The 26,646-nt window shown below is 67.1% G+C and carries 12 protein-coding genes (1 of these 12 cut by a window edge); 4 read left to right on the plus strand and 8 right to left on the minus strand.

Annotation, left to right across the window (positions count from 1 at the left end; all coding sequences use genetic code 11):
- The 4 genes from GFY24_RS05740 to GFY24_RS05755 form a co-directional block, all read right to left on the minus strand.
- A protein-coding gene (locus GFY24_RS05740; RefSeq protein WP_153803895.1) for a non-ribosomal peptide synthase/polyketide synthase crosses the window boundary here: on the minus strand, positions 1–17,041 show its beginning. The gene continues 27,461 nt to the left of window position 1, outside the view; the window shows 17,041 of its 44,502 coding nt (coding positions 1–17,041); the start codon lies at positions 17,039–17,041; its stop codon lies off the left edge, out of view.
- Positions 17,042–17,330: 289 nt separating this feature from the next.
- Entirely contained in the window at positions 17,331–18,089 is a 759-nt protein-coding gene (gene cobM, locus GFY24_RS05745; RefSeq protein ID WP_153803896.1) for a precorrin-4 C(11)-methyltransferase, read from the minus strand.
- A 47-nt stretch (positions 18,090–18,136) separates the two neighbouring features.
- Complete coding sequence (locus GFY24_RS05750) at positions 18,137–18,775, minus strand: response regulator transcription factor (RefSeq protein WP_153803897.1); 639 nt, start codon at positions 18,773–18,775, stop codon at positions 18,137–18,139.
- Between the two features lie 17 nt (positions 18,776–18,792).
- Positions 18,793–19,947 carry a sensor histidine kinase gene (locus tag GFY24_RS05755; protein WP_309230502.1) on the minus strand — a complete coding sequence of 385 codons (1,155 nt, stop codon included), beginning with the start codon at positions 19,945–19,947 and terminating at the stop codon, positions 18,793–18,795.
- Positions 19,948–20,077: 130 nt separating this feature from the next.
- Between GFY24_RS05755 and GFY24_RS05760 the strand changes: the two genes are divergently transcribed.
- From GFY24_RS05760 to GFY24_RS05770, 3 genes are read left to right on the plus strand one after another with little or no spacing between them, the layout of a single operon-like run.
- Positions 20,078–21,136 (plus strand): ABC transporter permease, encoded by a 1,059-nt coding sequence (locus GFY24_RS05760; RefSeq protein WP_153803899.1) that lies wholly within the window; start codon positions 20,078–20,080, stop codon positions 21,134–21,136.
- Positions 21,137–21,162: 26 nt separating this feature from the next.
- Positions 21,163–21,897 (plus strand): ABC transporter ATP-binding protein, encoded by a 735-nt coding sequence (locus tag GFY24_RS05765; protein ID WP_153803900.1) that lies wholly within the window; start codon positions 21,163–21,165, stop codon positions 21,895–21,897.
- A gap of 60 nt (positions 21,898–21,957) precedes the next feature.
- Positions 21,958–22,995: a TIGR03617 family F420-dependent LLM class oxidoreductase gene (locus tag GFY24_RS05770; protein ID WP_153803901.1), complete on the plus strand. Its 1,038-nt coding sequence runs from the start codon at positions 21,958–21,960 to the stop codon at positions 22,993–22,995.
- A 494-nt stretch (positions 22,996–23,489) separates the two neighbouring features.
- Here GFY24_RS05770 and GFY24_RS05775 read toward each other — a convergent pair whose 3' ends face one another.
- Genes GFY24_RS05775 through GFY24_RS05790 form a run of 4 tightly spaced genes read right to left on the minus strand, consistent with a single transcriptional unit; the run spans position 23,490 to position 25,095 of the window.
- Positions 23,490–23,753: a DUF559 domain-containing protein gene (locus GFY24_RS05775; protein WP_309230503.1), complete on the minus strand. Its 264-nt coding sequence runs from the start codon at positions 23,751–23,753 to the stop codon at positions 23,490–23,492.
- A gap of 34 nt (positions 23,754–23,787) precedes the next feature.
- Positions 23,788–24,177, minus strand: a complete 390-nt coding sequence (locus GFY24_RS05780; RefSeq protein WP_309230504.1) for a type II toxin-antitoxin system VapC family toxin — start codon at positions 24,175–24,177, stop codon at positions 23,788–23,790.
- Positions 24,174–24,440, minus strand: a complete 267-nt coding sequence (locus tag GFY24_RS05785; protein ID WP_153803902.1) for a type II toxin-antitoxin system Phd/YefM family antitoxin — start codon at positions 24,438–24,440, stop codon at positions 24,174–24,176. Before GFY24_RS05785 ends, GFY24_RS05780 begins: the two co-directional genes overlap by 4 nt.
- A gap of 58 nt (positions 24,441–24,498) precedes the next feature.
- Positions 24,499–25,095, minus strand: coding sequence for an XRE family transcriptional regulator (locus tag GFY24_RS05790; RefSeq protein WP_309230505.1), 597 nt, complete (start codon positions 25,093–25,095; stop codon positions 24,499–24,501).
- 143 nt (positions 25,096–25,238) lie between these two features.
- On the opposite strand from GFY24_RS05790, the gene GFY24_RS05795 reads away from it, so the two are divergent.
- Positions 25,239–26,645 carry a cytosine permease gene (locus GFY24_RS05795; protein ID WP_194852756.1) on the plus strand — a complete coding sequence of 469 codons (1,407 nt, stop codon included), beginning with the start codon at positions 25,239–25,241 and terminating at the stop codon, positions 26,643–26,645.
- Position 26,646: the final 1 nt, after the last annotated feature.

A 26,646-nucleotide genomic window follows, 5' to 3' on the forward strand; every position in this document is an offset into this window, starting at 1 on the left:
GCGAGGACGAATCCTCCTCGGACCCGAGCACCGACCGCTGCCAGATGGCGAAGTCCGCGTACTGCACCGCCAGCGGAGACCACCCCGGCACCGCACCCTGAGTGCGCGCCGAGTAGGCCACCATCACATCGCGAGTCAACGGAGCCATCGAGAACCCGTCGCCCGCGATGTGATGCACGACAACGACGAGCACGTGCTCGGGAGCTGCTTCGGAACCGACGCGGAAGAGCCTCGCCCGCAACGGAACCTGGTCCGCGACATTGAAACCCACTGTGGCGAAGGCTGTTACGACGCCGGTGAGGTCCGCGACCGAAACCGTGACCGGACGCAGGTCGAGGGCGACCTCCTCGGCGGGCACGACCACCTGCATGGGAGTACCGCCGTGCTCGGGGTACCTGGTGCGCAGCGACTCGTGGCGGCGCACCACATCGGCGACCGCGAGTTCCAGTGCGGCGGTGTCGAGTTCGCCGGTGAGGCGAATAGCGAGGGGCAGGTTGTAGGCCGCCGACGAGGTGTCGTACTGGTTCAGGAACCACATGCGCTGCTGCGCGAAGGACAGCGGCACCAGCTCGCCGGGAATGCGCTGACGCGGCACCAGTTTGGCGCGCGAGGCACCATCGGCATGCGATTCGATCCGGGCCGCGAGGGCCTCGACCGTGCTCGCCTCGAAGAGAGTGCGCACGGCGACCGTGATGTCCAGGGCCGCGCCGATCCGCGAGACCACCCGGGTGGCGATGAGCGAGTTACCGCCCAGATCGAAGAAGTCGTCGTCCAGGCCGACCCGCGGCAGATCGAGCACCTCGGCGAAGACGGCCGCGACCGTCTCCTGGGTCGGGGTCTCCGACGCGCGGAAAGCCCTGGCCTGCACCGCGGGAGCGGGCAGGGCGCGGCGATCCAGCTTGCCATTGACGGTCAGCGGGATGCGATCCATGGCCACCAGGGCGGCCGGGACCATATACGACGGCAGGCGTTCGCCCGCACCGTCGCGGATCTCCAGCAGGCGGGCATCGGTCGCGTCGGTCCCGTTCTCCAGGACCACATAGGCGACGATGCGCTGATCGCCCGGCACGTCCTCGCGCACGATGACGGCGGCCTGGGCCACGCCCGGCTGCGCCAGCACGGCGGCTTCGATCTCACCGAGTTCGATACGGAAACCGCGGACCTTGACCTGATCGTCCGCGCGGCCCAGGTATTCGAGCTCGCCGAAGCGGTTCCAGCGCGCGACGTCACCCGAGCGGTACAGGCGGCTGCCCGGCGCACCGAACGGGCTCGCGACGAAGCGACCGGCGGTCAGATCGGGGCGGCCGAGGTAGCCGCGCGCCAATTGCGCACCGGCCACATACATTTCGCCCGCCACACCGACCGGAACGGGATGCAGGCGCTCATCGAGCACGTACACCCGCAGGCCCGCGATGGCGCGACCGACGACCGAACCCGTTGCGGCGGCAATGGTGCCGGCATCGAGCACCCGGTGCGAGACGTGCACCGTGGTCTCGGTAATGCCGTACATGTTCACCAGGTACGGCGACGAATCACCGTGGCACGCAACCCAATCGCTCAGGCGACGCAGCTCGAGGGCCTCACCACCGAAGATGACGTAGCGCAGCGCGAGCGACTGCTCGTCACCCGAGACGGCGGCCATGCGCTCGGCCTCGGCCAGCTGGTAGAAGGCCGACGGGGTCTGGTTCAGGACGGTAACCCGTTCGCGGCGCAGCAGCTCCAGGAACTGCTCCGGCGAACGCGAGACGTAGTAGTCCACGACGACCAACCGGCCACCGTGGAGCAGCGGTCCCCAGAGTTCCCAGACCGAGAAGTCGAACGCGAACGAGTGGAACAGCGTCCACACGTCATCGGCGCCGAATCCGAACTCGCGATCGGTATTCGCCATGAGCCGCACCACATTCCGATGCGCGACGGCCACACCCTTGGGGCGGCCGGTCGAACCGGAGGTGTAGATGACGTACGCGACGTGATCGGGGCGCAGCGCGGCCAGGCGATCGGCGTCGGTGATCGGTGAATCGTCCGCGTCCTCCACATCGCCCGCCTCGACGGTGTACCCGTCGAGCGAGACGGTCGCCAACCCGGCGGGCAGCTCCACCGTCACGGTCGAGTCGACGACCACACTGGTCGGCTCGGCATCGGACAGCACGTACGCGATGCGATCGGCCGGGTAGGTCGGATCGACCGGCACATAACCCGCACCGGTCTTGATCACCGCGAGCAGCGCGACAACCAGGTCCAGCGAGCGCGGCAGCAGCACCGCGACGAGGGTCTCGGGTCCGGCGCCATCCTCGATCAGCCTGCGCGCCACCACATTCGAGCGCCGGTCCAGATCGCGATAGGTCAGCTCGTCCTCGCCGAACCGCACCGCGACCCGCTCCGGATTGGCCGCGGCGGCGAGATCGAAAAGGCTCGACAGCGTGGCGTTCTCGTCCACGAACGGGCTGGACAGTGCCGCCACCGGATCGGTGAACAGCTCCGCCACCGCACCCAGCGCACCACCGGGCGAGAGCACCTCGGCCAGCTCGTCGGTCGTAATACGCTCGGCGCCGGCCACGCCGGACGCGCCACTCGAAGCGGCACCGTTCGTCAGGGCGGATATGCCCGCGTGGGCACCGTTCACCGAGTTCGAAGCGCCCGCGGGGTGGCGGTTCTCGGCGACCGCGGCACGCGCGGCGGCGGCCAGTTCGACAATGTCGTCACCGGCGGAGACCCAGCGCGCGGACACCTCGTGCCGTTCGACGCCGCCGAGCAGGTCGATATCGCCGAGCAGGACCGCCGGGTCGTCGGCAACAGTGCGCAGGATGCGGACCAGACGCTCGGCGAAGGAGGCGACGGTCTCCGGATCGAAGAGGTCGGTGGCGTAGTTCCAGGACAGGCTCAGCGAATCGTCGGCGCGCTCGCCGACGGTCAGCTGGATATCGAATTTGGCTGTGCCCGCGTCGAATTCGACGGCGGCCAGCTCCAGACCGGGGAGCGAGACCGCGCCCGCGTCCTTGGCTCCGGCGGCCTCGAAGGTGAGCGCCACCTGGAAGAGCGGGTGATGTGCCTGCGAGCGCACCGGGCTGAGCACATCCACCAGGCGCTCGAACGGCACCTCGGCGTGTGCGAAGGCGGCCAGGTCGGTACGGCGGACCTGGGCCAGCAGGTCACGGAAGGCGGCGTCCGGCAGCACCGGGGTGCGCAGCACCAGGGTGTTGACGAACATACCGATGAGGTCATCGAGGGCTCGGTCGCCACGGCCCGCGATGGGGGTGCCGATGGCGATGTCGGTGGAGCGGGACAGGCGTGCGGACCAGGTGGCCAGTGCCGCGTGCAGCACCATGAACAGGGTGACATCGTGCTCGCGGGCGAGCGCGGTGAGCGCGCGGTGCAGGTCGGCGTCGATCGAGAAGTCGTATGTCCCACCGGCATTGGTGGCGATCTCCGGACGCGGCCGGTCGGCGGGCAGTTCGATCTGCTCGGGCAGATCGCGCAGCTGCTCACTCCAGTAGTGCACCTGCTGTGCGGCAATGGAGTCCGCGGCGCGCTCGTCGCCGAGCACCTCGCGCTGCCACAGCGCGTAGTCGGCGTACTGCACGGGCAGCGGCGTCCAGGCGGGTGCCGCGCCGCCACTGCGGGCCAGGTACGCGCCGACCACATCGCGCAGCAGCGGACGCAGGGAGAAACCGTCCGCGCTGATGTGGTGCAGCACCAGAACCAGCACATGGGTGGCGGGGACGGCCGCATGACGGCCACCGGTGAGCGGTACGCCCAGCTCCGGGCTCAGGGTGAGCACGGTGGCGCGGAACGGCAGCTCGCTGGTGACGTCGAAGTGGACGCTCGCGAGTTCGGTTATGCGCGAGGGCAATTCGGCCGCACCGACGGTCTCGGTGCGCACCTCGAAGTCGATCTCGGACAGCTCCAGGACCCGCTGGAAGCCGTCACCGGCGATCTCCGGGTAAATGGTGCGCAGCGCCTCGTGCCGAGCCAGCACATCGCCGATGGCGGCATTGAAGGCCGCGATATCGATATCGCCGGTCAGTTTGAGCGCCACCGGAATGTTGTTGACGGCGGTGCGGTTGTCGAACCGGTTGAGGAACCACATGCGCTGCTGCGCCGGGGACAGCGGCACCAGCGTGGCGGACTCACCGTTCGGCAGTGCCACCGCGGCGGGCCGTTCCTGCGCCACCAGCGGGGCACGGGTGCCGGTGCCGACACGCGATTCCAATTGCGCCGCAAGGGCGGCCACGGTGGTGGCCTCGAAGAGCGCGCGCAGCGGGATATCGGCATCGAGTGCGGTGGACAGGCGCGCCACCACCTGGGTGGCGATCAGCGAGTTGCCGCCGAGCTCGAAGAAGTCGTCGTCCAGACCAACGCGTTCGCCGCCGAGTACATCCGCGAAGACGCCCGCGACGGTCTGCTGCACCGGGGTGGCGGGGGCGCGGTACACCTTGGCCGCGAAGGCCGGTGCGGGCAGCGCCTTGCGATCGAGCTTGCCGGAGGCATTGAGCGGGAAGGCATCCAGGACCATGAAGGCCGCCGGGACCATATAGGCCGGAAGCTGCTGGGAGAGTGCGTCCTTCACCGCATCGAGGTCGATATGACCATCGGCCGCAACGAGATACGCGACCAGCTGATCACCGGTGCGCTCATCGTGGCGCACCACGACCACGGACTGCGCCACCGAGTTCAGCCCGGTGAGCGCGGCCTCGATCTCGCCGAGTTCGATACGCAGACCGCGCAGCTTGACCTGGAAGTCGGTGCGGCCCAGGTACTCCAGCTCACCCTGACCGGTCCAGACGACGAGGTCACCGGTGCGGTACATGCGCGCGCCGGCCCCGAACGGGTTGGCCACGAAGCGATCCGCGGTGAGATCCGGTCGCGCCACATACGCCGTGGCGAGCTGATCGCCCGCGAGATAGAGCTCACCCGCGACACCCACCGGAACCGGCCGCAGCCGCGAATCCAGCACGTACACCTGGGTATTGAAGACCGGCGCACCGATCGGCACGGAGGTGGTATCGGCATCGGTGACCTCGTGATAGGTCACATCGACCGCGGCCTCGGTGGGGCCGTACAGATTGTGCAGGCGCGCACCGGTGAGCGCGCGCAACTGCTGCGCGGTCGGCGCGGGCAGGCCCTCACCGGAGGCGAAGACATTACGCAGACTGGTGCATTCGGGCGCACCGGCCTCGGCCACGAAGACAGCCAGCATGGACGGCACGAAGTGCACCGTGGTGACCTGCTCGGCGGTAATGAGCCGCACCAGATAGGCGGGATCGCGGTGACCGTCCGGCTTGGCGACGACCAGGCGCGCACCAACCTGCAAAGGCCAGAAGAACTCCCACACCGACACGTCGAAAGTGGCGGGGGTCTTCTGCAGCACCACGTCGTAGGCGGCCAGCCCGTACTGGGCGTGCATCCACACCAGGCGGTTCACAATGGCGGCGTGCGAGACGGCCACGCCCTTGGGGCGGCCCGTCGAACCGGACGTGAAGATCACGTACGCGGTGTTCCGCGGGCGCAGCGGGCTCAGGCGATCGGCATCGGTGAGCGGGGTGTCCGCGAAGGCCGACAGATCCAGCTGATCGATCCGAACCTGGCGTGCCGCAGCACCTTCCAGGTGCACATCCAAGTCGTCACCGGAGGTCAGCACGCAGACGGGCCGCGCGGTCTCCAGGATGTACTGGGTGCGCTCGGCCGGATGATCAGGATCCAGCGGTACATACGCGCCACCGGCGACGGTGACGGCGTACATACCCGCCACCAGATCGATGGAGCGGCGCATACCCAGCGCCACAAAGGATTCCGGCCCGACGCCCTCGGCGATGAGCCAGCGGGCGAGCCGCCGGACCCGACCGGCGAACTCGGCATAGGACAGCTCTACCCTTGCCTCGCTGCGCTCGGGTGTCCCCTCGAACGTGACCGCGGTCGCGTCGGGAGTCAGTGCCACCTGCGCTTCGAAGAGCGAAACCAGGGTCGCCGCAGCGCCTTCCGGGACCTCCGGCAGCGCGGCGTCCAGCTCGAACGCGGTGTCGTTCCAGCCGCGCAGCACCCGCTGGCGCTCGCAGTCACCGAGCAGCTCGACATCGCCGACCCGCATGGTCGGATCGGTGACGAGCGCAGTGAGCATGCGCTCGAACCGCTGCGCGAATACCTGGGCGAACAGGCCGTCGAAAAGGTCTGTGGCATAGACGAGCTCGGCATCCATGCCGGAGCCGTCCATAACCTCGGACAGGGTCAGCTGCAGGTCGAATTTGGCCGACTGCTGATCGATACCCAGTTCGGCGACGCTCAGCCCCGGCAGCTCCAGCGCGGTGCGCCCCAGATTCTGGAACGACAGCATGACCTGGAACAACGGATGCCGCGCCTGCGAACGGGCCGGGTTCAGTACATCCACCAGGCGCTCGAACGGCACATCGGCGTGTGCGAAGGCCGCGAGATCGCGCTCGCGCACCTTCTTCAGCAGTTCGGTGAAACTCTCGCTCGTATCAACCGGCGAGCGCAGCACCAGGGTGTTGACGAACATGCCGACGAGATCATCGAGGGCCTGCTCACCACGACCGGCGACCGGAATACCGACGGCAATGTCATCGGTGCCGCTCAGGCGGGCCAGCAGCGCGGCAAAAGCGCTGTGCACCACCATGAACAGCGTGGTGCCGTGCGATTGCGCGACCCGCTGCAGTCCGGTGATGAGCTCACCCGGCACCCGGAAGCGGTGCGTACCGGCCTCGTACGAGGCGACGGCCGGGCGCGGCTTATTGGAGAGTCGCAGCTCGTCCGGCAGCCCGCCCAGGGTGTTCCGCCAGTAGTCCAGCTGTTCGGTGACGAGCGAGCGCGGATCCTCTTCGGAGCCGAGGGTTTCGCGCTGCCACAGCGCGTAATCCGCGTACTGCACGGGCAGTTCCGGCCAGCCCGGGGCCTCCCCGTTGCTGCGCGCCACATACCCGGTCATCAGGTCACGGACCAGCGGGTTCATCGAGAAGCCGTCTGCGGCAATGTGATGCGCGACGAGCACCAGCACGTGATCGTCCGCCGCCAGGCGGAAGGCGCGCAGGCGCACCGGCGGTTCGGTGGTGACATCGAAGCCGCGCCCGGCGAAATCGTAGACGGCGGCGAACAATTCGCCGTCGGCCACGTCCAGCACATCCAGCTGCGGAATGGCGCGGGCGGTGGGCAGCACCTTCTGGTAGGCGACGCCCTCATAGGACGGGTAGATGGTGCGCAGCGATTCGTGCCGGGCCATCACATCGGCGATCGCACCGCGCAGCGCGGCGAGATCCAGTGCGCCGGTGAGCCTTACGGCCGCCGGGATGTTATTGGCCGCGGAATCGGTGTCGAACCGGTTCAGGAACCACATGCGCTGCTGTGCGAGCGACAGCGGCGGATGTTCGGGCCGGGTGCGGACCGTAAGCGCTTGGCGCACACCGGTTCCGGCATGCGACTCCACGCGCGCGGCCAGTGCGGCCACGGTCGGGGCCTCGAACAGCACGCGCACGCCGACCTCGGCATTGAGCGCGGCGGACAGGCGGGCGACCACCTGGGTGGCGACGAGCGAATTACCGCCGAGTTCGAAGAAGTCGTCGTCCACGCCGACCCGGTCGATACCGAGCAGTTCGGCGAAGATCGCGGCGGTGATCTCCTCGATCGGGGTGGCGGGCGCACGGAAACGCTTGGCCTCGAAGACCGGTGCGGGCAGGGCCTTGCGATCCAGTTTGCCGGAGGCATTGACCGGGAAGTGATCCAGCACCACGAGCGCGGTCGGGACCATATAGCCGGGCAGCGAGCGGCCGAGCGCGGCCTTGACCGCCTCCACATCGATCACGGCCTCGGGCTCGCGCACCAAATAGCCGACCAGCTGATCGCCGGCGTGCGCGTCGGAGCGCACCACCACGACGGACTGGGCGATGCCCTGCTGCGCCAGCAGCGCGGCCTCGATCTCGCCGAGTTCGATACGCAGACCACGCAGCTTGACCTGGAAGTCGGTGCGGCCCAGGTACTCCAGCTCGCCGGAGCCGGTCCACTTCACCAGGTCACCGGTGCGGTACATGCGCGCACCGGGAGCACCGAACGGGTTGGCCACGAAGCGATCCGAGGACAGATCCGGACGGCTCAGGTAGCCGCGGGCCAGCTGATCGCCCGCGAGATAGAGCTCACCCGCGACACCCGGCGCGACCGGGTTCAGACGCGCGTCGAGGACGTAGGTCTGGGTGTTCCAGACCGGGCGGCCGATCGGCACGAACACGGTGTCGGCGTCCACGACCTCGTGGTACGTGACATCGACGGCGGCTTCGGTCGGGCCGTACAGGTTGTGCAGTCGCGCACCGGTGAGCTCACGCAATTTCTGCGCGGTCGGCGCGGGCAGCGCCTCACCGGAGGCGAACACCTGCCGCAGCCGGGGCGCGGCAACGGTGGAGTCGCCGTTCTCATTACCGAGGGTGGCAACGAAGACCGAGAGCATCGAAGGCACGAAATGCGCTGTGGTGACGCCTTCTTCGGCGATGATCTGCGCCAGGTACACCGGATCCCGGTGGCCGTCGGGCTTGGCGACCACCAGGCGCGCACCGGTCTGCAAGGGCCAGAAGAACTCCCACACCGACACATCGAAGGTGGCCGGAGTCTTCTGCAGCACAGCGTCATTCGCGTCGATCGGGTACTCGTGCTGCATCCACAGCAGACGGTTCACGATCGCACCGTGCTCGACCGCCACACCCTTGGGGCGACCCGTCGAACCGGAGGTGAAGATGACGTACGCGGTGTGATCGAGGCGGATCGCCTGTCCGCGTTCGGAATCGGTGATCGGTGCGGCCGAGTAGCCGTCGAGGTTGACGGTGTCGACCTCGAGCACCGGCACATTCCGGCCCGTCACGAAGTCGTCGCGCTCGGTGGTCAGGATGGCGACCGGATGCGCGGTATCGAGGACGTAGTCGATGCGCTCGAGCGGCTGATCCGGATCCAGGGGCACGTACGCGCCACCGGCCTCCAGCACCGCGTACATGGCGACCACCAGCTCCACGGATCGGCGGATAGCCAGTGCGACAAGCGATTCCGCGCCGACGCCCTGCGCCATGAGCTTGCGGGCCAGGCGATGCACCCGGCCGGAGAACTCGGCGTAGGACAGAGCTGTCCCATCGAAAACGACGGCGGTCGCATCGGGGCTGGTCAGCGCCTGCGCCTCGAACAGCGAAACAAGCGTCGCCGCTTCGGTTTCGGGCAGTGCGGGCAGCACCTCGCCGAGCTCGAAGGTGGTGTCGTTCCACCCGTCGAGCACCTGCTCGCGCTCACCGGTGATCAGCAGATCGATATCGCCGATCGGCTGCTCCGAATCGGCGACCACGGCCGCCAGAATCAGATCCAGTCGATGTGCGAACGCCGCGACCGTCGACTCGTCGAAAAGGTCACGCGCATAGGAGAACTCGGCGGACATGCCCGCGTTCTCCCCGTGCGCGTCCTGCGCCTCCTGCAGGGTCAACTGCAGGTCGAATTTGGCCAATTGCGCGTCGTAGTCGATGCCGTTGACCGAGAGCCCGGGCAGTTCCAGGCTGGCCTGCCGGGTGTTCTGGAAGGTCAGCATGACCTGGAACAGCGGATGCCGGGCCTGCGAACGCGCCGGGTTGAGCACCTCCACGAGGCGCTCGAACGGCACATCGGCGTGCGCGAAGGCGTGCAGATCGCTCTCGCGGGCCTGGGCGAGCAGATCGGCGAAGGTCTTCTCGCTGTCCACCTCGCTGCGCAGCACCAGGGTATTGACGAACATGCCGATCAGGTCGTCCAGCGCGGCCTCACCGCGACCGTGCACCGGGGTGCCGATGGCGATATCGCTGGTACCCGACATCCGGGCCAGCAGCACCGCCAGGGCACTGTGCAGCACCATGAACAGCGAGGCATTGTGCCGGCGACCCAGCTCCACCAGGCGCTGCTGCATCTCGGCGGAGATGGCGAACGGGTAGGTGCCACCCCGGTACGAGGCGGCGGGCGGGCGCGGGCGATCCGCGGGCAGCACCAGCTCGTCCGGCAGATCGGCGAGGTTGTCGGCCCAGTACCGAATCTGCTTGGAGATCAACGAGTTCGGGTCGTCCTCGGAGCCGAGCACCTCGCGCTGCCAGAGCGCGTAGTCGGCGTACTGCACCGGCAGTTCCGCCCAGGCCGGGGCCTCCCACGAGGTGCGGGCGGCATAGGCGACCATGACATCGCGCGCGAGCGGGCCCATGGACCAGCCGTCGGCGGAGATGTGGTGCACCACCATGCCGAGTACGAACTCGGTGTCGCTGAGTTCGAACAGCGCCGCGTGCATCGGCACGTCATCGGTGACGTCGAAGGCCATCGACGCCAACTCGACCAGATGGTCGATGAGATTGGCCTGGGTGACCGGCACCGGGGTCAGGTCGGGCACGATCTGCGCGGCGTCGAGGACCCGCTGGACGGGGCCGTGCACGGTCTCCGGGAAGACGGTGCGCAGCGATTCGTGCCGATCGATGACGTCGATGACGGCGACCTGCAGCGCCGCCACATCCAGTTCACCGGAGAGCCGAATCGCAACCGGGATGTTGTTGACCGCGGAGGCGGTGTCGAACCGGTTCAGGAACCACATGCGCTGCTGCGCAAGGGAAAGCGGGATCTCGCTGGGCCGTTCGCGGGCCACCAGGGCCTTGCGCGCACCGTCACCGGCGTGCGATTCGACACGGGCCGCGAGCGCCGCGACGGTGGCGGCCTCGAACAGCATGCGCACCGGCACGCGGGTATCCAGGGCGGTGCCCAGGCGGGTGGCGACCTGGGTGGCGATGAGCGAGTTGCCGCCGAGTTCGAAGAAGTCGTCGTCGACGCCGACGCGGGCAATGCCCAGCACCTCGCCGAAGATCTGCGCCACGATCTCTTCGATAGGCGTGGTGGGAGCACGGAATTCGCGCACCTCGAACACCGGCGCGGGCAGTGCGCGGCGATCCAGCTTGCCGGAGGCATTGAGCGGGAAGGCTTCCAGCACAACGAAAGCCGACGGCACCATGTACGCGGGCAGCGTGCGGTGCAGTAGCGCCTTGACGCTGTCCAGGTCGACCGGGCCGCGCGTCACCACATAGGCGACCAGCTGGTCACCGGCGACGGTATCGATGACCAGCACCACGGCCTGGTTCACCGACGGGTGCCCGAGCAGCGCGGTCTCGATCTCGCCGAGTTCGATGCGCTGGCCGCGGAACTTCACCTGGAAGTCGGTGCGGCCGATGTATTCGAGTGCGCCGGAGGCATTCCAGCGCACCAGGTCACCGGTGCGGTACAGCCGCTCGCCCGGCGTACCGAACGGGTCGGCGACGAAGCGTTCGGCGCTCAGGTCGGGGCGGCCGTAGTAACCGCGCGCGACCTGGGTGCCACCCAGGTACAGCTCACCCGGCACACCGGCCGGGACCGGGCGCAGACCCTCGTCCAGGACATAGGTGTGCGCGTTCCACACCGGACGGCCGATCGGCACCACGGTGGGGGTGGGCGTCCCGATGGGCGCGTAGGTGGCGTGCACGGTGAACTCGGTCGGGCCGTACAGGTTGTGCACGGCCGCGGTGGAGAACCGCCGGAACGCGGTCACCGTGGCGGGCGGCAGCGCCTCACCGGCGACCAGAACCGCACGCAGCGAAAGGCATTCGGAGGCCGAGGCGCTGGAGGCGAAGACGCTCAGCATGGACGGCACGAACGAGGTCATGGTGACGCGATGCCGGCCGATGACCTCGGACAGGTACATGGGATCGCGGTGCCCGTCCGGGGCGGCGATGACCTGCTGTGCGCCCACGGCGAGCGAACCGAAGAGTTCCCACACCGAGACGTCGAAGGTGACGGGGGTCTTCTGCAGGATGACATCTGTGTCGTCGATGCCGTATACGTGTGTGATCCAGGCGATCTGGTTCAGCACCGCGCTGTGCGGGACCGCGACGCCCTTGGGGCGACCGGTGGAGCCGGAGGTGTACAGCACGTACGCGGTGTTCGACGGGCGCAGCGGAGCCAATCGATCGGCGGACGTGACGGGCGCGGCGTCGAACTCGCTCAGATCGAGCGAATCCAGGTGCAGCACAGTGCAATCGGCGGCTTCCACCGCATCATCGGTGGTGGTCAGCAGTACCACCGGCCGCGAGCTGTCGAGCACGTAGTCGGTGCGCTCGGCCGGGTGATCGGGATCGACCGGCACATAGCCGCCGCCGGCGGTGAGGGTGGCGTAGATGGCCACCAGCATGTCGATGGAGCGGCGAATACCGACCGCCACCAGGGTTTCCGGGCCCACACCCTCGGCAATGAGCTTGCGCGCCAGGCGATTCACCCGGCTCGAGAACTCGGCATAGCCGACTTCGGCTGCGGCGCCGAACATGCTGCCGGCGCGCTCGCCCGGGTCGAAGATCAACGCGGTGCCGTGCGGGCGCAGCCGAACCTGTTCCTCGAACAGGTCCAGCACGGTCTGGGCGCCGGGCAGCGGGTGCGCATTGCGACTCCAGTCGCCCAGCACCTGCGCGCGCTCATCCTCGTTGAGGATGTCGATATCGCGAATGACGGTTTCCGGTGCGGCGGCGGCGGTTTCGAGCACCCGCAGATAGCGGTGCCCGAATTCGGCCACGGTCTCGGCGTCGAACAGATCGGTGGCATAGGACAGCACCACCGACAGTCCGGCGGGCTCACCGGACATACCGCGCTGCTCGGTCAGCGTCCACTGCAGATCGAATTTGGCGATATCGACCTCGAGCTCATCCGCGGAGACGGTGAGCCCGGGCAGCTCCATGGAGCCGTGCGACATCTCCTGGAAGGAGAGCATCACCTGGAACAGCGGATGCCGCGCCTGCGAACGGGTCGGGTTGATGACCTCGACGAGGCGCTCGAACGGCACATCGGTACTGGCGAACGCCGCCAGATCCCCTTCCCGGGTATGTGCCAGGAAATCGGAGAAGCTTTGCGCGCCACGGACTTCCGACCGCAACACCAGGGTGTTGACGAACATGCCGATCAGGTCGTCCAGGGCCTGCTCACCGCGACCGGCGACCGGGGTGCCGATGGCGATATCGGAGGTTCCGGACAGGCGGGCGAGCAGCACCGCGAGCGCGGAGTGCAGCACCATGAACAGCGAAACACCCTGCGCGCGTGCCAATCCGGTGAGCCGGGTGTGCAGGTCGGCGGGGATATCGAAGGTGACCCGGTTACCCCGGAAGGACTGCACCGGCGGGCGCGGGCGATCCGCGGGCAGATCCAGCTGGTCGGGCAGACCCGCCAAAGACGAACGCCAGTAGGCGATCTGGCGTGCGGCCATCGATTCGGGATCGGACTCCGACCCCAGCACCTCGCGCTGCCAGATGGAGAAGTCCTGGTACTGCACCGGCAGCGGAGCCCACGCGGGCTGCTGTCCGGACACCCGCGCCAGGTAGGCGGCGGTCATATCGCGCGACAGCGGTCCGAACGAGAAACCGTCCGCCGCGATGTGATGCACCACGAACGCGACGGCGTAATCGGCCGATTCGGCGGTCGCCGCGCCGACCTGGAACACCCGCACCCGAATGGGCAGCTCACGCGAGACATCGAAGCCGCGCGAGGCGAATTCGGCCAGGCTGGAGAACAATTCGTGTTCGTCGATGGTCTGGACCTCGATACCGAGATCCACCTCGGCCATCGGCAGCACCTGCTGCAGGCCGCCGTCCCCGGATTCGGGGAAGATGGTGCGCAGCGATTCCTGGCGCGCCACCACATCGTGCAGCGCCGATTCCAGCGCCTCGATATCGACACCACCGCGCAACCGCACCACGAACGGCAGGTTGTAGGTCGGGACGTTCGGATCGAACTGGTTCAGGAACCACATGCGCTGCTGTGCCAGCGACAGCGGCACCCGGTCCGGGCGCGGCCGCGCCACCAGCGGCGGCCGCGAAACATCGGACGGGGCAACGTTTTCCATACGGGTGGCGATACCCGCGACGGTGGGCGTCTCGAAGAGCGCGCGCACACCCAGGCGGGTGCTGAACGCGGCCGAGATGCGGGCCACCACCTGGGTGGCGACGAGCGAGTTACCGCCCAGATCGAAGAAGTTGTCGTCGATACCGACGCGCTCGTGGCCCAGCACATCGGCGAAGATGCCGGCGACGATCTCCTCGGCGGCGGTGCGCGGGGCACGGTAGCCGGCGGCGTCCACGCTGAACACCGGTTCGGGCAGGCCCTTGCGGTCCAGCTTGCCGGAGGTGTTGAGCGGGAAGGCATCCAGGACCATGATCGAGGCCGGGACCATGTAGGTCGGCAGCTTCTCGGCGGCGAAGCGGGTCAGCTCGGCCGGGTCGATGCTCTGGCCGGGCATGGGGACCACGTACGCGACCAACTGCTGGCCGGTGGCGGTGTCCATGACCAGTACGGCGGCCTGGCTGACGGCCGGGTGCGCGAGCAGATCGGTCTCGATCTCGCCGAGCTCGATGCGCTGACCACGGAACTTGACCTGGAAGTCGGTGCGGCCGATGTACTCCAGCGCGCCGGACTCGTTCCAGCGCACCAGGTCACCGGTGCGGTACATGCGTTCGCCATTGGGCGACAAGGGATTCGCGACGAAGCGATCCGAGGTCAGGTCCGGGCGGCCCTTGTACCCGCGCGCGAGCTGACGCCCGCCCAGGTACAGCTCACCCGAGGCGCCGATGGCGGCCGGTCGCAGCCGCGAATCCAGCACGTAGACATCGACATTCCACTCCGGCACGCCGATGGGCACCGTCACCGTATCGGCGCTGGTGTTCTCCCAGTAGGTCACCGAGACCGCGGCCTCGGTGGGTCCGTACAGGTTGTGCAGACCGGCACCGGTCAGTGCGCGGAAGCTCGCGCCGGTTTCGGGCGGCAGGGCCTCACCGATGACGAAAGCGCTCTTCAGCGAGGCACATTGAGCGGCGGAGGCATGCGAGACGAAAACCGTCAGCATCGACGGCACGAAGTCGGTGACCGTAACCCCGTGCCGCTGAATGGTTTCCGCGACGTACATCGGATCGCGATGCCCGTCCGGGGTCGCGATGATCATCTTCGCGCCCACCATCAGCGGCAGGAAGTAGCCCCACAGCGAGACGTCGAAGGTGGTGGCGGTCTTCTGCAGGTACACATCGTCGGCCGTGAACCCGTACTCGTCGAGCATCCAGAGTTCTTGATTGACAATGGCGTGGTGGGTGACCGCGACGCCCTTGGGGCGGCCGGTGGAACCCGAGGTATAGATGACGTACGCGGTATTGAGCGGGCGCAGCGGGGCGATCCGATCCGCGTCCGTCACCGGCTGATTCGAGTAGCCCGACACATCCAGGGTGTCGATCTCCAAGCGCCGCACCGACTCCGGCAGCGCGAGGTCGTCGCGCGCGGTGGTCAGTACACAGACCGGTGCCGCGGACTCGAGGATGTAGGCGGTGCGATCGGCCGGATGATCCGGGTCGATGGGCACGTACGCGCCACCGGCGCGCAGCACCGCGTGCATACCGATCACCAGGTCGAGCGAACGCCGCATACCAAGGGCGACAAGCGATTCCGGGCCGACGCCATCGGCGATCAGGAACCGGGCCAGGCGATTGACGCGCTCGCCGAACTCGGCGTAGGTGAGCGTCGCACCCTCGAATTCGAGGGCGATATTGTCCGGCGTCAGCGGGATCTGCGCGTCCAGCAGATCGGGCAGCGTGGCGGTCGGGACCTCATGCCCCGCCGAATTCCACTCCACCAGCGTCCGACTGCGCTCGGCCGCGGTGGTGATGGGCAGACCCCACACCCGCTGCTCGGCCGCCGCCGACAGGAACCGGTCGAAGAACTCCAGGAAACGCGAATGATGCTGGTGCGTCTCGGTTTCGGAGTACAGGTTCGGATTGGTCTCGAAGTCGATGTGGTTCCGGGTGCCCGCCACCGACTGATAGAAGTTGATGCCCAGGTCCTCGACCGAACCGGTGGACAGCACGCTGTACTCACCGGTGACCGGGCCGAGCGCCACCTCATTGTGGAACAGCATGATATTGACCCAGGGACCGAAGAACTCCCGGGTCACCACGCCATCGCCGGCGCTGTCGCGGCGAATGTCCTCATGCCGGTAGCGCTGATGCCGCAGCGCGCCGGAGACCTCGACCGTGACCTGCTTGAGCAGTTCGGCAATGGTGGTGCCCTGGCCGATACGCAGGCGCAGCGGCACGATATTGGAGACCGCGCCGCCGGAGCGGCGCATGATCGCGGTGGTACGCGCGGTCACCGGCAGCGAGAGGATGACGTCCTCGGAGCCGGTCCACTGCGCCAGATAGCTCGCGAAACCGGCGATAAGCATTGCCGCCGGGGAGGATTCGTGCACGGCCACCGCGGTGTCCAGCAGCATGCTCTGATCCGGGGTCAGCGAGGCCGTGGCAATGGTGTTGATGGCCGAGGGCGGCGCACTGCGCCCGGACAGACTCGTCCCCTCTTCCAGACCGGCGACTCGATCGGCCCAGTGCGCCTTGTCCGAGACGAAGCGGGTGCTGTCGCGGTAGGCGAACTCCTGCTCGACCAGGGTGGCCAGCGGGGTGGCCTTGGAGGCGGCGGGCTCGGAGCCATCGAATCGCGCGGTGTAGATCTCCGCGACACGACTCATATAGGTCATCGCGCCGAAGCCGTCGAGCACGATGTGGTGGACGCGGGCGTACCAGTAGTAGTGGTCCGCGCCCAGCCGGATCATGGCGGAGCGGATGAGGCGGTCGGCGGTGATATCGAGCGGGCGGCTGTAGTCGGCGCGCATCCACTCCAGGGCGGCGGTGCGCGGGTCTTCGGCATCGCGCACATCGATCTGATAGATCGTGCGGTCCAGCGACGGATCCACGATCTGCAGCGGTTCGCCATTGCGCTCGACAATGCGCAGGAAGCCCGAGCCCACCTCGAGGGAGGCGTCGACCATGGCCTGCTCCAGCAGCGGTACGTCGATCTCACCGCGCAGTTCGACGTACTGCGCGATATTGATCGGCACCTGCGGGTCGAGATGCTGGGCGTACCAAATGCCCAGCTGCGCGGGCGACAGCGGGAAAGCCTCGCCCGATCCCGGCGCGATTTCGCTGCCAGCTTCGCCGTTGCCGCCGAAATCTAGCCGGTCCAACCCAAACCTCGCTTCTGGAACACCACAGCGCTCCCCACCGAAAACCCGAACAGGACGCCACACCAGCCAAGGGTGGCGTCCGATGCTCGGGGCTCACTTCACGTATTTTTGAGATCCTCTGGGCTATCTACCCAGTCGACCGAAGTTGTTACATGGGCGTACGAACGTCCAAAGGTCTACCGACCGCTATTGGTACAAAGCTGCTGAGCACCCGAACCAATCTACCGGCAGGGTGCAACCCGCAACGAAGAAGTACCATAGCTCTTCGCTATCACTGCATTTCGCGAATTCAGCCAGTGATATGCGTCCTGTCGCGGGCCGGGTCGTACAGGTGTGACCGGGCACAATCCACCGACTTCGCCAGCGCCCGGCCGACCAGGATCACCGCCGCCTGCCGCAGGTCCGCGGCCTGGACCCGGTCCGCGATATCGGCGAGGGTGCCGCGTAGGACCTGCTGTTCGGGCTGACTGGCCCGGTAGACAACGGCCACTGGGCAATCCGGGCCGTAGTCCGGGACCAGCTCCGCGGCGAGGGGCCTGATACGAGTTATAGCCAAGTGCAATACGAGAGTCGCTCGGGTGCGGGCGAAGTTGGCCAGCGACTCGGATTCGGGCATAGCGGTCGAGCGCGCCTGCGTGCGCGTCAACACCACGGACTGAGTCAGCTCGGGGACCGTCAGCTCGGTGCCCAGCAGGGCCGCAGCGGCCGCATAGGCCGGGACGCCAGGGGTGACATCCCAGGGGACACCGGCGGCGTCCAGTCGGCGCGTCTGCTCGGACAGGGCCGAATATATGGACGGGTCACCCGAACACAGGCGCGCGACGTCCTTACCCTCGTTCGTCGCTCGCACACAGTGCTCGATGATCTGATCCAGATTCAGGCCCTGGGTATCGATGAGCTCGGCCTCGGGCGCGCAGTGCGCCAGCACCTCGGGGTCCAGATACGTCCCGGCGTAGAGGCAGACCGGCGACTCGCGCAGCAGGCCCACCGCGCGCACCGTCAGCAGGTCAGCTGCCCCGGGTCCGGCGCCGATGAAGTGCACAGTCATGCGGGCGAGTCTGGCACAGGCGAATCAGGGTCCGATTCGAAGGCGGATCAGATCGCCCCGCGCTCACGGGCTCGGGCCACCGCGGAGGTACGGGACTTCACGCCGAGCTTGGCGTAGATGTGCACCAGATGGGATTTGACGGTGGTCTCGCTCAGGAAGAGTCGACGGCCGATCTCACGATTGGAGTGACCGTCCGCGACCAGGCGCAGCACCTCGATCTCGCGCGGGCTAAGCGTGGTGTCGGGCTTGCGGACCCGGGTCATCAGGCGCGAGGCCACCGACGGGGACAGCACGCTGTCGCCCTCGGCGGCGGAGCGGACCGCGGCCAGCAGCTCCGAGGGCGGGGTGTCCTTGAGGATGTAGCCGACCGCGCCCGCCTCGATCGCGCCGAGAATATCGGCGTCGGTGTCATAGTTGGTGACCACCAGCACATTCGGCGGATCGGGCAGCTCACGCAGGGCGGCGGTGGCATCCGCGCCGGACTTGCCCGGGCCGAAGCGCAGATCCATCAGCACCAGATCGACCTGCGTGGTGGAGCAGAACGCGACGGCCTCCTCGGCGGTGGCCACCTCGCCGACCACATCGATATCCGAGCCCGAATCACTCTCGGCCACACCGGAATCCAGTAGCGCGCGCAGACCCGCGCGGACGATGGCGTGATCGTCGGCGAGCAGGATACGGATCATTTCTCCTCCAGCGGAAGTCACTGCTCCTCCACGGGGAACGAGACGGTGACGGCGGTATGACCGGGCTCGGACTCCACACCCATGGTGCCGCCCTGCTGCTCCACCCGATTGCGCATCGCATTGAGACCGAAACTCCCCGAAGGGGATTGGTCCAGCACCTCGGGTGCGATGCCGATACCGTCGTCCACCACATCCAGGTGTACCGCATCCCCGGCGTAGGTGAGTGTGACCCGCATGCGCTGAGCTTGCGCGTGCCGCACCACATTCGAGACCGCGCCCTGGGTGATGCGCACCAGCGCGGCCTCGATCGGCATGGGCAGGGCATGCGGGTCACCCTCCACCAGCATTTGGGCGTCGAGGCCGGGAGCGGTGGCGCGCTGGGTGATTCGCGTGAGCGCGCCCGCGAGGGATTGGCCTTCGAGGGCGGCAGGCGTGAGTTCGGCTATGAGATGGCGGGTTTCGACCAGGCTGTCGGCGGCGGTCTCGCGGGCGAGGCGAATCTTGGTCAGCGCCGGGTGATCCGGGGCGGCGCGCTCCACGGCGTGCAACAGCAACTGAATACTGCTCAGGCCCTGCGCGACCGTATCGTGGATCTCCTGCGCCAGCCGCTCCCGCTCGGCCATCTTGCCCGCGGTGCGCTCCTGCTCCGCGAGAGTGTTTCTGGTGGCGAGCAATTCGTCGATCAGCTGCTGACGTTCGGCGGCCTCGCGGAACAGCGCCTCATAACCGAGGCCGATACCCACCGCCACCAGCGCGCCCAGCAGCGGGCCGATGATGCCGCCGAAGGTCCAGCCGCGATACAGCGCGAAGCCGACCACCGATATCACCGTCGTGACGGTGACCGCGATCAGACCCCAATTGCGCGGCAGCAGATGCAGATACAGGAAGAAGAGGCCGAAGACGAGGTAGACCGCCTCGGGGACGAAGGCCACCAGCATCAGCCACAGCATGGTCAGCACCAGGAGCCAGACCCGTGCGGCCAGCAATCGACGGCGGAACAGGCCACCTGCGAAATACGCCCCGAGGAACGCCGCGGACAGCACCACCACCACATAGGTATGGGAATCGGCGATGATCGCCCGCGCCGCGACCACCGCCGTCAAAGCCACCACCAGCGCATGCAGGCCGAGCTGCACGGCGGAGAGGACGGGGGTCATGGGCGATCGATGCACGCCGATCAGCTTATGCCGGGCAACCCGGGCGGCATCCATCGAAAGTAGGAAACGCCGCACCTCCCTTGGCTGATCGGGATTCGTTCCCCGGCGCGATGGATTCGCGGGCGTTCCGCACCAGAGTGGAGTCATGTTCGTAGCACTCCGAGATCTGCGGGCCGCCCGTGGCCGCTTCCTCCTCATCGCCCTGGTGGTGACCATGGTCGCGCTGCTGGTCAGCTTCCTGAGCGGCCTGACCGCCGGTCTGGCGCATCAGAACATCTCCGCCATCCAATCGCTGCAAACCAGCACGGTGGTCTTCGCCGACACCGGGTCCGCGGCCTCCTTCGACTCCTCGGCGCTGAGTGCGGAACAGGTACAGGAGTGGCAGCGGGCTGGTGGTTCCACCGGCACCGTCGACCCCATCGGCATCAGCCGCACCCGGGCCACCCACGACGGCGCCTCCCCCGCCCAGGTTGCCCTGTTCGGTGTCGAAGGCACCCCGTTCGGCAATCGCACGGCAACCGAGAACGGTCAGGTGGTGCTGTCCAAAGCCGCCGCCAAGAATCTCGATGCCGCCGCGGGTGACACCGTCGCGCTGGGCGCCGGCAACTTCACCGTCAAGAGCGTGACCGAGGACGACTGGTACGCGCACACGCCGGTGGTGTGGATGACGCTCTCGGATTGGCAGGCGCTCAATCCGCGTGCCGGGGCCGCCACGATTATCGCGGTCTCCGGGGTCAGCGATCAGTCCGCGATCAATGCGACCGCGCACACCACCACGACCTCTTCCAAGGGTTCGCTGTCGGCCATGAGCTCGTACAAGGCCGAGAACGGCTCACTGACACTCATGACGGCCATGCTCTTCGCCATCTCGGCGCTCGTGATCGGCGCGTTCTTCACGGTGTGGACGGTGCAGCGGGCACCCGATATCGCCACGCTGAAAGCCCTTGGGGCGACTACGGGTTCGCTGGTGCGTGACGCACTGGGTCAAGCCCTGGTGGTGCTGGTGGCCGGTGTCGGCATAGGTGTCGGGCTCACCACGCTGGCGAGCGTATTCATGGGCGACGCGGTGCCTTTCGTACTGACCGCAAGCACCACGCTCTTCCCCGCCGCGGCGCTGGTGCTGCTCGGCCTGCTCGGCGCGGGCTTCGCATTGCGCTTCCTCGTCACCACCGACCCGCTCAACGCCCTCAACCAGGTGCGCTGAACACCTTGTCTCCCAGGAGTCTCGCGATGACCAACGCGCTCACCATCACCGACCTCATGCTCACCTTCCCCGACGGCAATGAGCGAATTACGGCGCTGAACCGGATCAACCTGTCGGTGCGAGGTGGCGAGATCGCCGCCATCACCGGGCCTTCCGGCTCGGGCAAGTCCACGCTGCTGGCGGCGGCCTCCACCATGATCCGCCCGGATTCCGGCCGCATCGAGCTCGAAACCGACAGCGGCACAGTCGATCTTGCGACGCTGGGCCGCCGCGAGGCCACCACGCTGCGCCGCGAATCCATCGGAATCGTCTTCCAGCAGGCCAATCTGGTGCCCGCACTGACCGCGGTGGAGCAACTCGAGGCCATGGTCCACCTGGGCCAGACCTGGTTCGTCTCCCCCGCCCGCCGCCGCGCGGCCCGCGCGCACGCCCGCGAACTGCTCGACGCGGTCGGACTGGCCGAGCACGAGAACAAGCGCCCCGGCCAACTCTCCGGCGGCCAGCGGCAACGCGTCAATATCGCCCGCGCCCTCATGAACGATCCATCGCTACTGGTGATCGACGAACCCACCAGCGCCCTGGATCAGGAACGCGGCGCGGCCATTATCGAACTCATCGTGCGCATTGCCCGCGAACATCAGGCCGCCACCCTGCTGGTCACCCACGACCTCGCGCACCTGCACCAGATGGACACCATCTACCGCATGGTCGACGGCAACCTCACCCTGGAGACCGCGAACACCGCCGCACACGCGGTCTGAAAGGATCGGACGGCTTCCGCTCGCCGGGCACCGTAGCCGAGCCGATCCCTAAGGACCGTCATGGAACTCGTGACATCGCTACCGGCCGACACCCCCTTGTCGGAGGTAGCGCCACGAATCCACCGCATCGAAGCACTGGGCTTCGACACCGTCCACATCTCCGAAACCCTCCGCGACCCCTTCAGCATCTGCGCACTGGCGATCGAACACAGCACCACCCTCACGGTGCGCACCAGCATGGTGGTCGCCTTCCCCCGCAGCCCGATGCTAACCGCCTACGCCGCATGGGATCTCGCCCGCTTCTCCGCCGGCCGCTTCCAATTGGGCATCGCCTCCCAGGTCCGCGGCAACATAGTCGGCCGCTACTCCACCCCGTGGACCGATCCCGTAGCGCAGCTAGGTGATTACGCGGCAGCCCTGCGAGCCATCTTCACAGCATTCCAGCACGGCACTCCCCTGGACTACCACGGCACCCACTACGAATTCACCCGTCTACAGCCATATTTCAACCCCGGACCGCTGGACGTACCCGCACCCGCCATCTGGATGGGCGGCGTCGGCCCCCGAATGTGCACGCTCGCCGGTGCCGTCGCCGACGGATTCGTCGCACACCCGACGGGATCACATCCGGTTTCACTGACCGGACAGGTCCTACCCGCCCTACGCACGGGCGCCGAACGCACCGGGCGTACGGATGGCGGACCGCGAATCATAGTGGTGCCCAAGGTGATTACCGGACCGAATGCGTCCGCAGTCGCGACAGCCCGCGAAACACTCCGCTCCGAACTGGCGTTCCTCTACTCGACCCCCGCCTATCGCGGCACCCTCGATCAACTCGGTTTCGCGAAGACAGCGGATGATCTGAGCGCCTCGGCACAAGCCGGAGCGTGGGAGACCCTCCCCGGTCTGCTTTCCGACGAACTACTGAATGCCCTTGTCCCGCAAGGCACCTACGCCGAGCTACCGGCCATATTGGACTCCTGGTACTCCGGTCTCTGTGATGGCATCTCTCTCGATCTGCCACCTACCCAAGACGCTGACCCGGAATTCCGGGTGATGCTCAGCGTGGTGCGGGGTATGTATCCGGGGCCTTCGTAGCCGGGGCACGAGGTCCGGATCACGTTCCAGCGGGGCTCCGTTCGGACAAGCCGAGACTGGCAGTGCTGGTTACTTTGCCTGCCGTACCCGACTTTCGCTCCCCCATCAGGCGCGAATCCTCACCTACCAGCCTGGCTGGCAGGCTGTGGTCACCTTCAGAACCAAACACCCAAAAACAAAACAAAACAAAACAAGAAAAAAGATCTGGACGTGCGATCAGGGGGTACTGAGTACCCCCTGATCGTACGTCCAGCACATTGAGCGTCTTGGTCTTTGGGGGTTTGGTCCCGAGAACGGGACCACAGCCGGTCTTCCCGTCGTAGACGGGACAATTCGGACCTGGGTGCGGAAGGGCAAGTCGGGTACGGCAGGCGAGGTTCCCACTCCGAAAAATCGTGGCCATCCTCCGAACCCCGCTGGAACGTACTGCCCCGCAGGGTCTTCGGCTACGAAGGCCCCGGATACAAGCCGTCTACGCGCGGATCGAACCCCGATCACGTATCGAACCGCACGCCCCGGTCACTGAGAGCACTCCGAATTCGACCGAGCACAATTTGAGGACGGCGATACAAAAGCGAGGCACTGACGCGAATAACCTGCCACCCGAGAGATTCCAGAATGGCGAGACGATCGATGTCCTTCGCACGCTGAGCCGGATCGGTGTAGTGCTGGGCACCGTCGTACTCGACGCCGACCTGCCAGTGGCGCCAGCCCATATCGAGGCGGGCGATGAAGTTGCCGGACTTGTCGCGAACCACGAGTTGCGTAGCGGGAGAGGGCAATCCGATCAAATCAAACGCGAATGACTGTCAGCTCTGGGATCTCGGACGGAAATCCAAGGTCCTGCGTGACAACCGGCCAGCCGTGAGCGATCGCCGTCGCGGCGATCCACGAGTCGTTGATCTCCATTTTCTTGCCAGCGCTCTTCAGCCTTTGCCGCAGCAGCGCCCACGCCGCCGCCACCCGTTCATCAATCGGAATAGGCTGGAGACGCTGTGCGGCAGTGAAGGTTTCGAGCCGACTGGCACGTGCCTCGTCGTCACCGGCCATCAGCACGCCCCACCGCAACTCGGCAATGGTCACGACACTGACGGCCGACTCCTCCGGCAACAAGCCGAGATCAATTCGGCGATTCGTTTCTCGCGCGATGAATACTGATGTATCCAGCAGCCCGACGCTCACCCCTGCCACGGATCCCTGCTATCTTCCGTGGTCTCGATCAACTCCGCCGACAGCTCATCACGGAGACCGGGATCAGCCAAAGGCAACTCCGCGAAAAAGGATCGGGTAGGCACCGTCGACGGCCGCTCGTGCCGCGGTACAAGAAGCGCAACAGGTCGCTCATTCACGGTGACTTCGAGAGTCTCGCCCGCTTCGACGCGACGGAGTACCTCACTTACGTGGTTCCGCAGCTCACGTACCGAGACCCGCTGAGGCTGAGTCATAAGGCCAGTGTAGCCCTGTTGCTACAGAGTGCTACAGGTATTGAAATCCCAGTTGGGACTACCTGGGATGGGCGATTACCAGCAGGACGTGGGCGGGTTGGTTGTCGATCAGGTGCCAGCGGTCGCGGATGGTGGAGGGGAAGTCCACGAAGTCTCGGGGGCCCAGGCGGATGCTGCCGGTGCCGACGAGTTCTACGTCGAGTTGGCCGGAGACCACGTAAACGCCTGTGACGCCGGTGGATTCGAACCAGCCGCCGATGAATTGGCCGGGCTCCACCAGGTATTCGATTACCTCGAGCGGGCTGTTGGGGCGCATGTGGATGGCGCGGCCGATGGCGGCGTCGGGGCGGTCGCCGACGGGGAGGCGGACGCCTTCGTCGGCGCGCACGACGGTGACGTGGTTGGTGGCGGGGCTGGGGAGCAGGTCGCCCGGGGTGACGCCGAGGGCGGCGGCCAGGCGGTAGGTGGTGAGCATGGAGGGGGCGCTGACGCCGCGTTCGATCTGGCTCAGGAAGGGCTGGGAGATTCCGGCGCGTTTGGCGAGCTCACGCATTGACAGCCCGGACTTCTCGCGCAGGTCGCGGACCACGCCGCCGACGAGTTCGGCCAGGCTCGACTCGTCGGGGCCTCCGGGGGCTGTCGGTGTCTCGTTCACACAGGCCAGTGTGCCTGATTCCGAGTAACTTCGGGTGCGCGGGCGTTTACATGTTTGTGACGCAGGTGACCGCTACGGCCATACAAGTAGGCGAATCTGATTGCTGTCACTTATTATTCCCCGCATTAATCGGAGCGTGCCCGATGTCGGTTCTCGACGGCGACCCACCAGTCACCGCCCCCATTCGCAGTACCCGGCTGGTCGAACAGCGCGGCATCGACCACATTCCGGAGTCCGAGCGCACCGGCACCGTCCGGCAACTCGGATTCATGTGGAGCGGAGTCATTCTCAATGTGCAGGTGGTCGTATACGGCACGCTGCTCATCGTCATCGGCCTGAATGTGTGGCAGGCCCTGGCCGCGGTGGCCATCGGCACCGCGACCTGGGTGCTCGCCGGATTGGCCAGCCTGCCCGGCCCGGCGGCGGGCACCACCACATTCACCGTCACCCGGGCGGCCTTCGGCCGCAATGGCATGCGGCCCATCGCCTTCTGCAATTGGTTGCAGCAGATCGGTTACGAGGTACTGGATCTGGTGATCCTGGTGCTGGCCGGTTCGGCGCTGCTGGATATGGCCGGGGTACATGCCGGCACCCCCACGAAAGTCGTTCTGCTGGTGTTGTTCTCGATCGCGCAGAGTCTGCTGCCGAGCCTCGGCCACGCGGCTATCACCCGGGTGCTGAATATGCTCGTCATCCCGTTCGCGGCGCTGTTCCTGATCATGGCCTGGCTGACCGCCGACAAGCTGGATATCACGGTCGGTCAACCGGCGGGCTGGACCGCCCTTCTCGGCGGAGTCGCCTTGGCCGCCAGCGCGAGTGGGCTCGGCTGGACGCCCAATGCCGCCGACTTCTCCCGCTATCTGCCGAGCTCCACCCCGCGCCGCCGGATTGTCGCGGCCGTGACCATCGGCGGCGGCGTGCCGCAGGCACTGCTCATGCTGCTCGGCATCGGCGTGGCGCTACTGACCGAGCAGGCGTCGGACCCCATCAGCGGACTGCCGAGCGTGTACCCGGGCTGGTTCCTCGGCCCGTACCTGGTGCTGGTGATCGCACAGATGATCTCGCTCAACGCCATCGACCTGTACTCCTCGGGAGTCACGTTGCAGGCCATCGGAGTTCGCATCGGCCGCTGGCAGGCGGTGGTGCTGGACGGCGTGATCTGCGCGCTCATCGGATCGATCGTGGTGTTCTCCGCCGACTTCAATACCTTCGTCTCGAACTTCCTGCTCTTCATGATCGTCTGGTTCGCACCGTGGGCCGCGATCTTCGTCATCGACTACTTCCTGCGCCGCGGCCGCTACGACCTCGATTCACTCGGCGCGGCCGGCGGGCGCTACCTGCGGCCCGGTGGCCTGCATATGCCGGGCGTGATGGCGCAGGCCGCGGGCATGCTGGCGGCGCTGTGCTGCATCGACACCAGCATCTTCACCGGGCCGATCGCGAAACTCCTGAACGGCGCGGACCTGAGCGTTCCGGCGGGACTGCTGATGGGCGGCATCGTCTACTACCTGACCGCCCGCCGCACCGTCCCCGCCGAAGCAACTGTCTGAG

Source organism: Nocardia sp. SYP-A9097 (assembly GCF_009649815.1).
Classification (GTDB): Bacteria; Actinomycetota; Actinomycetes; order Mycobacteriales; family Mycobacteriaceae; genus Nocardia.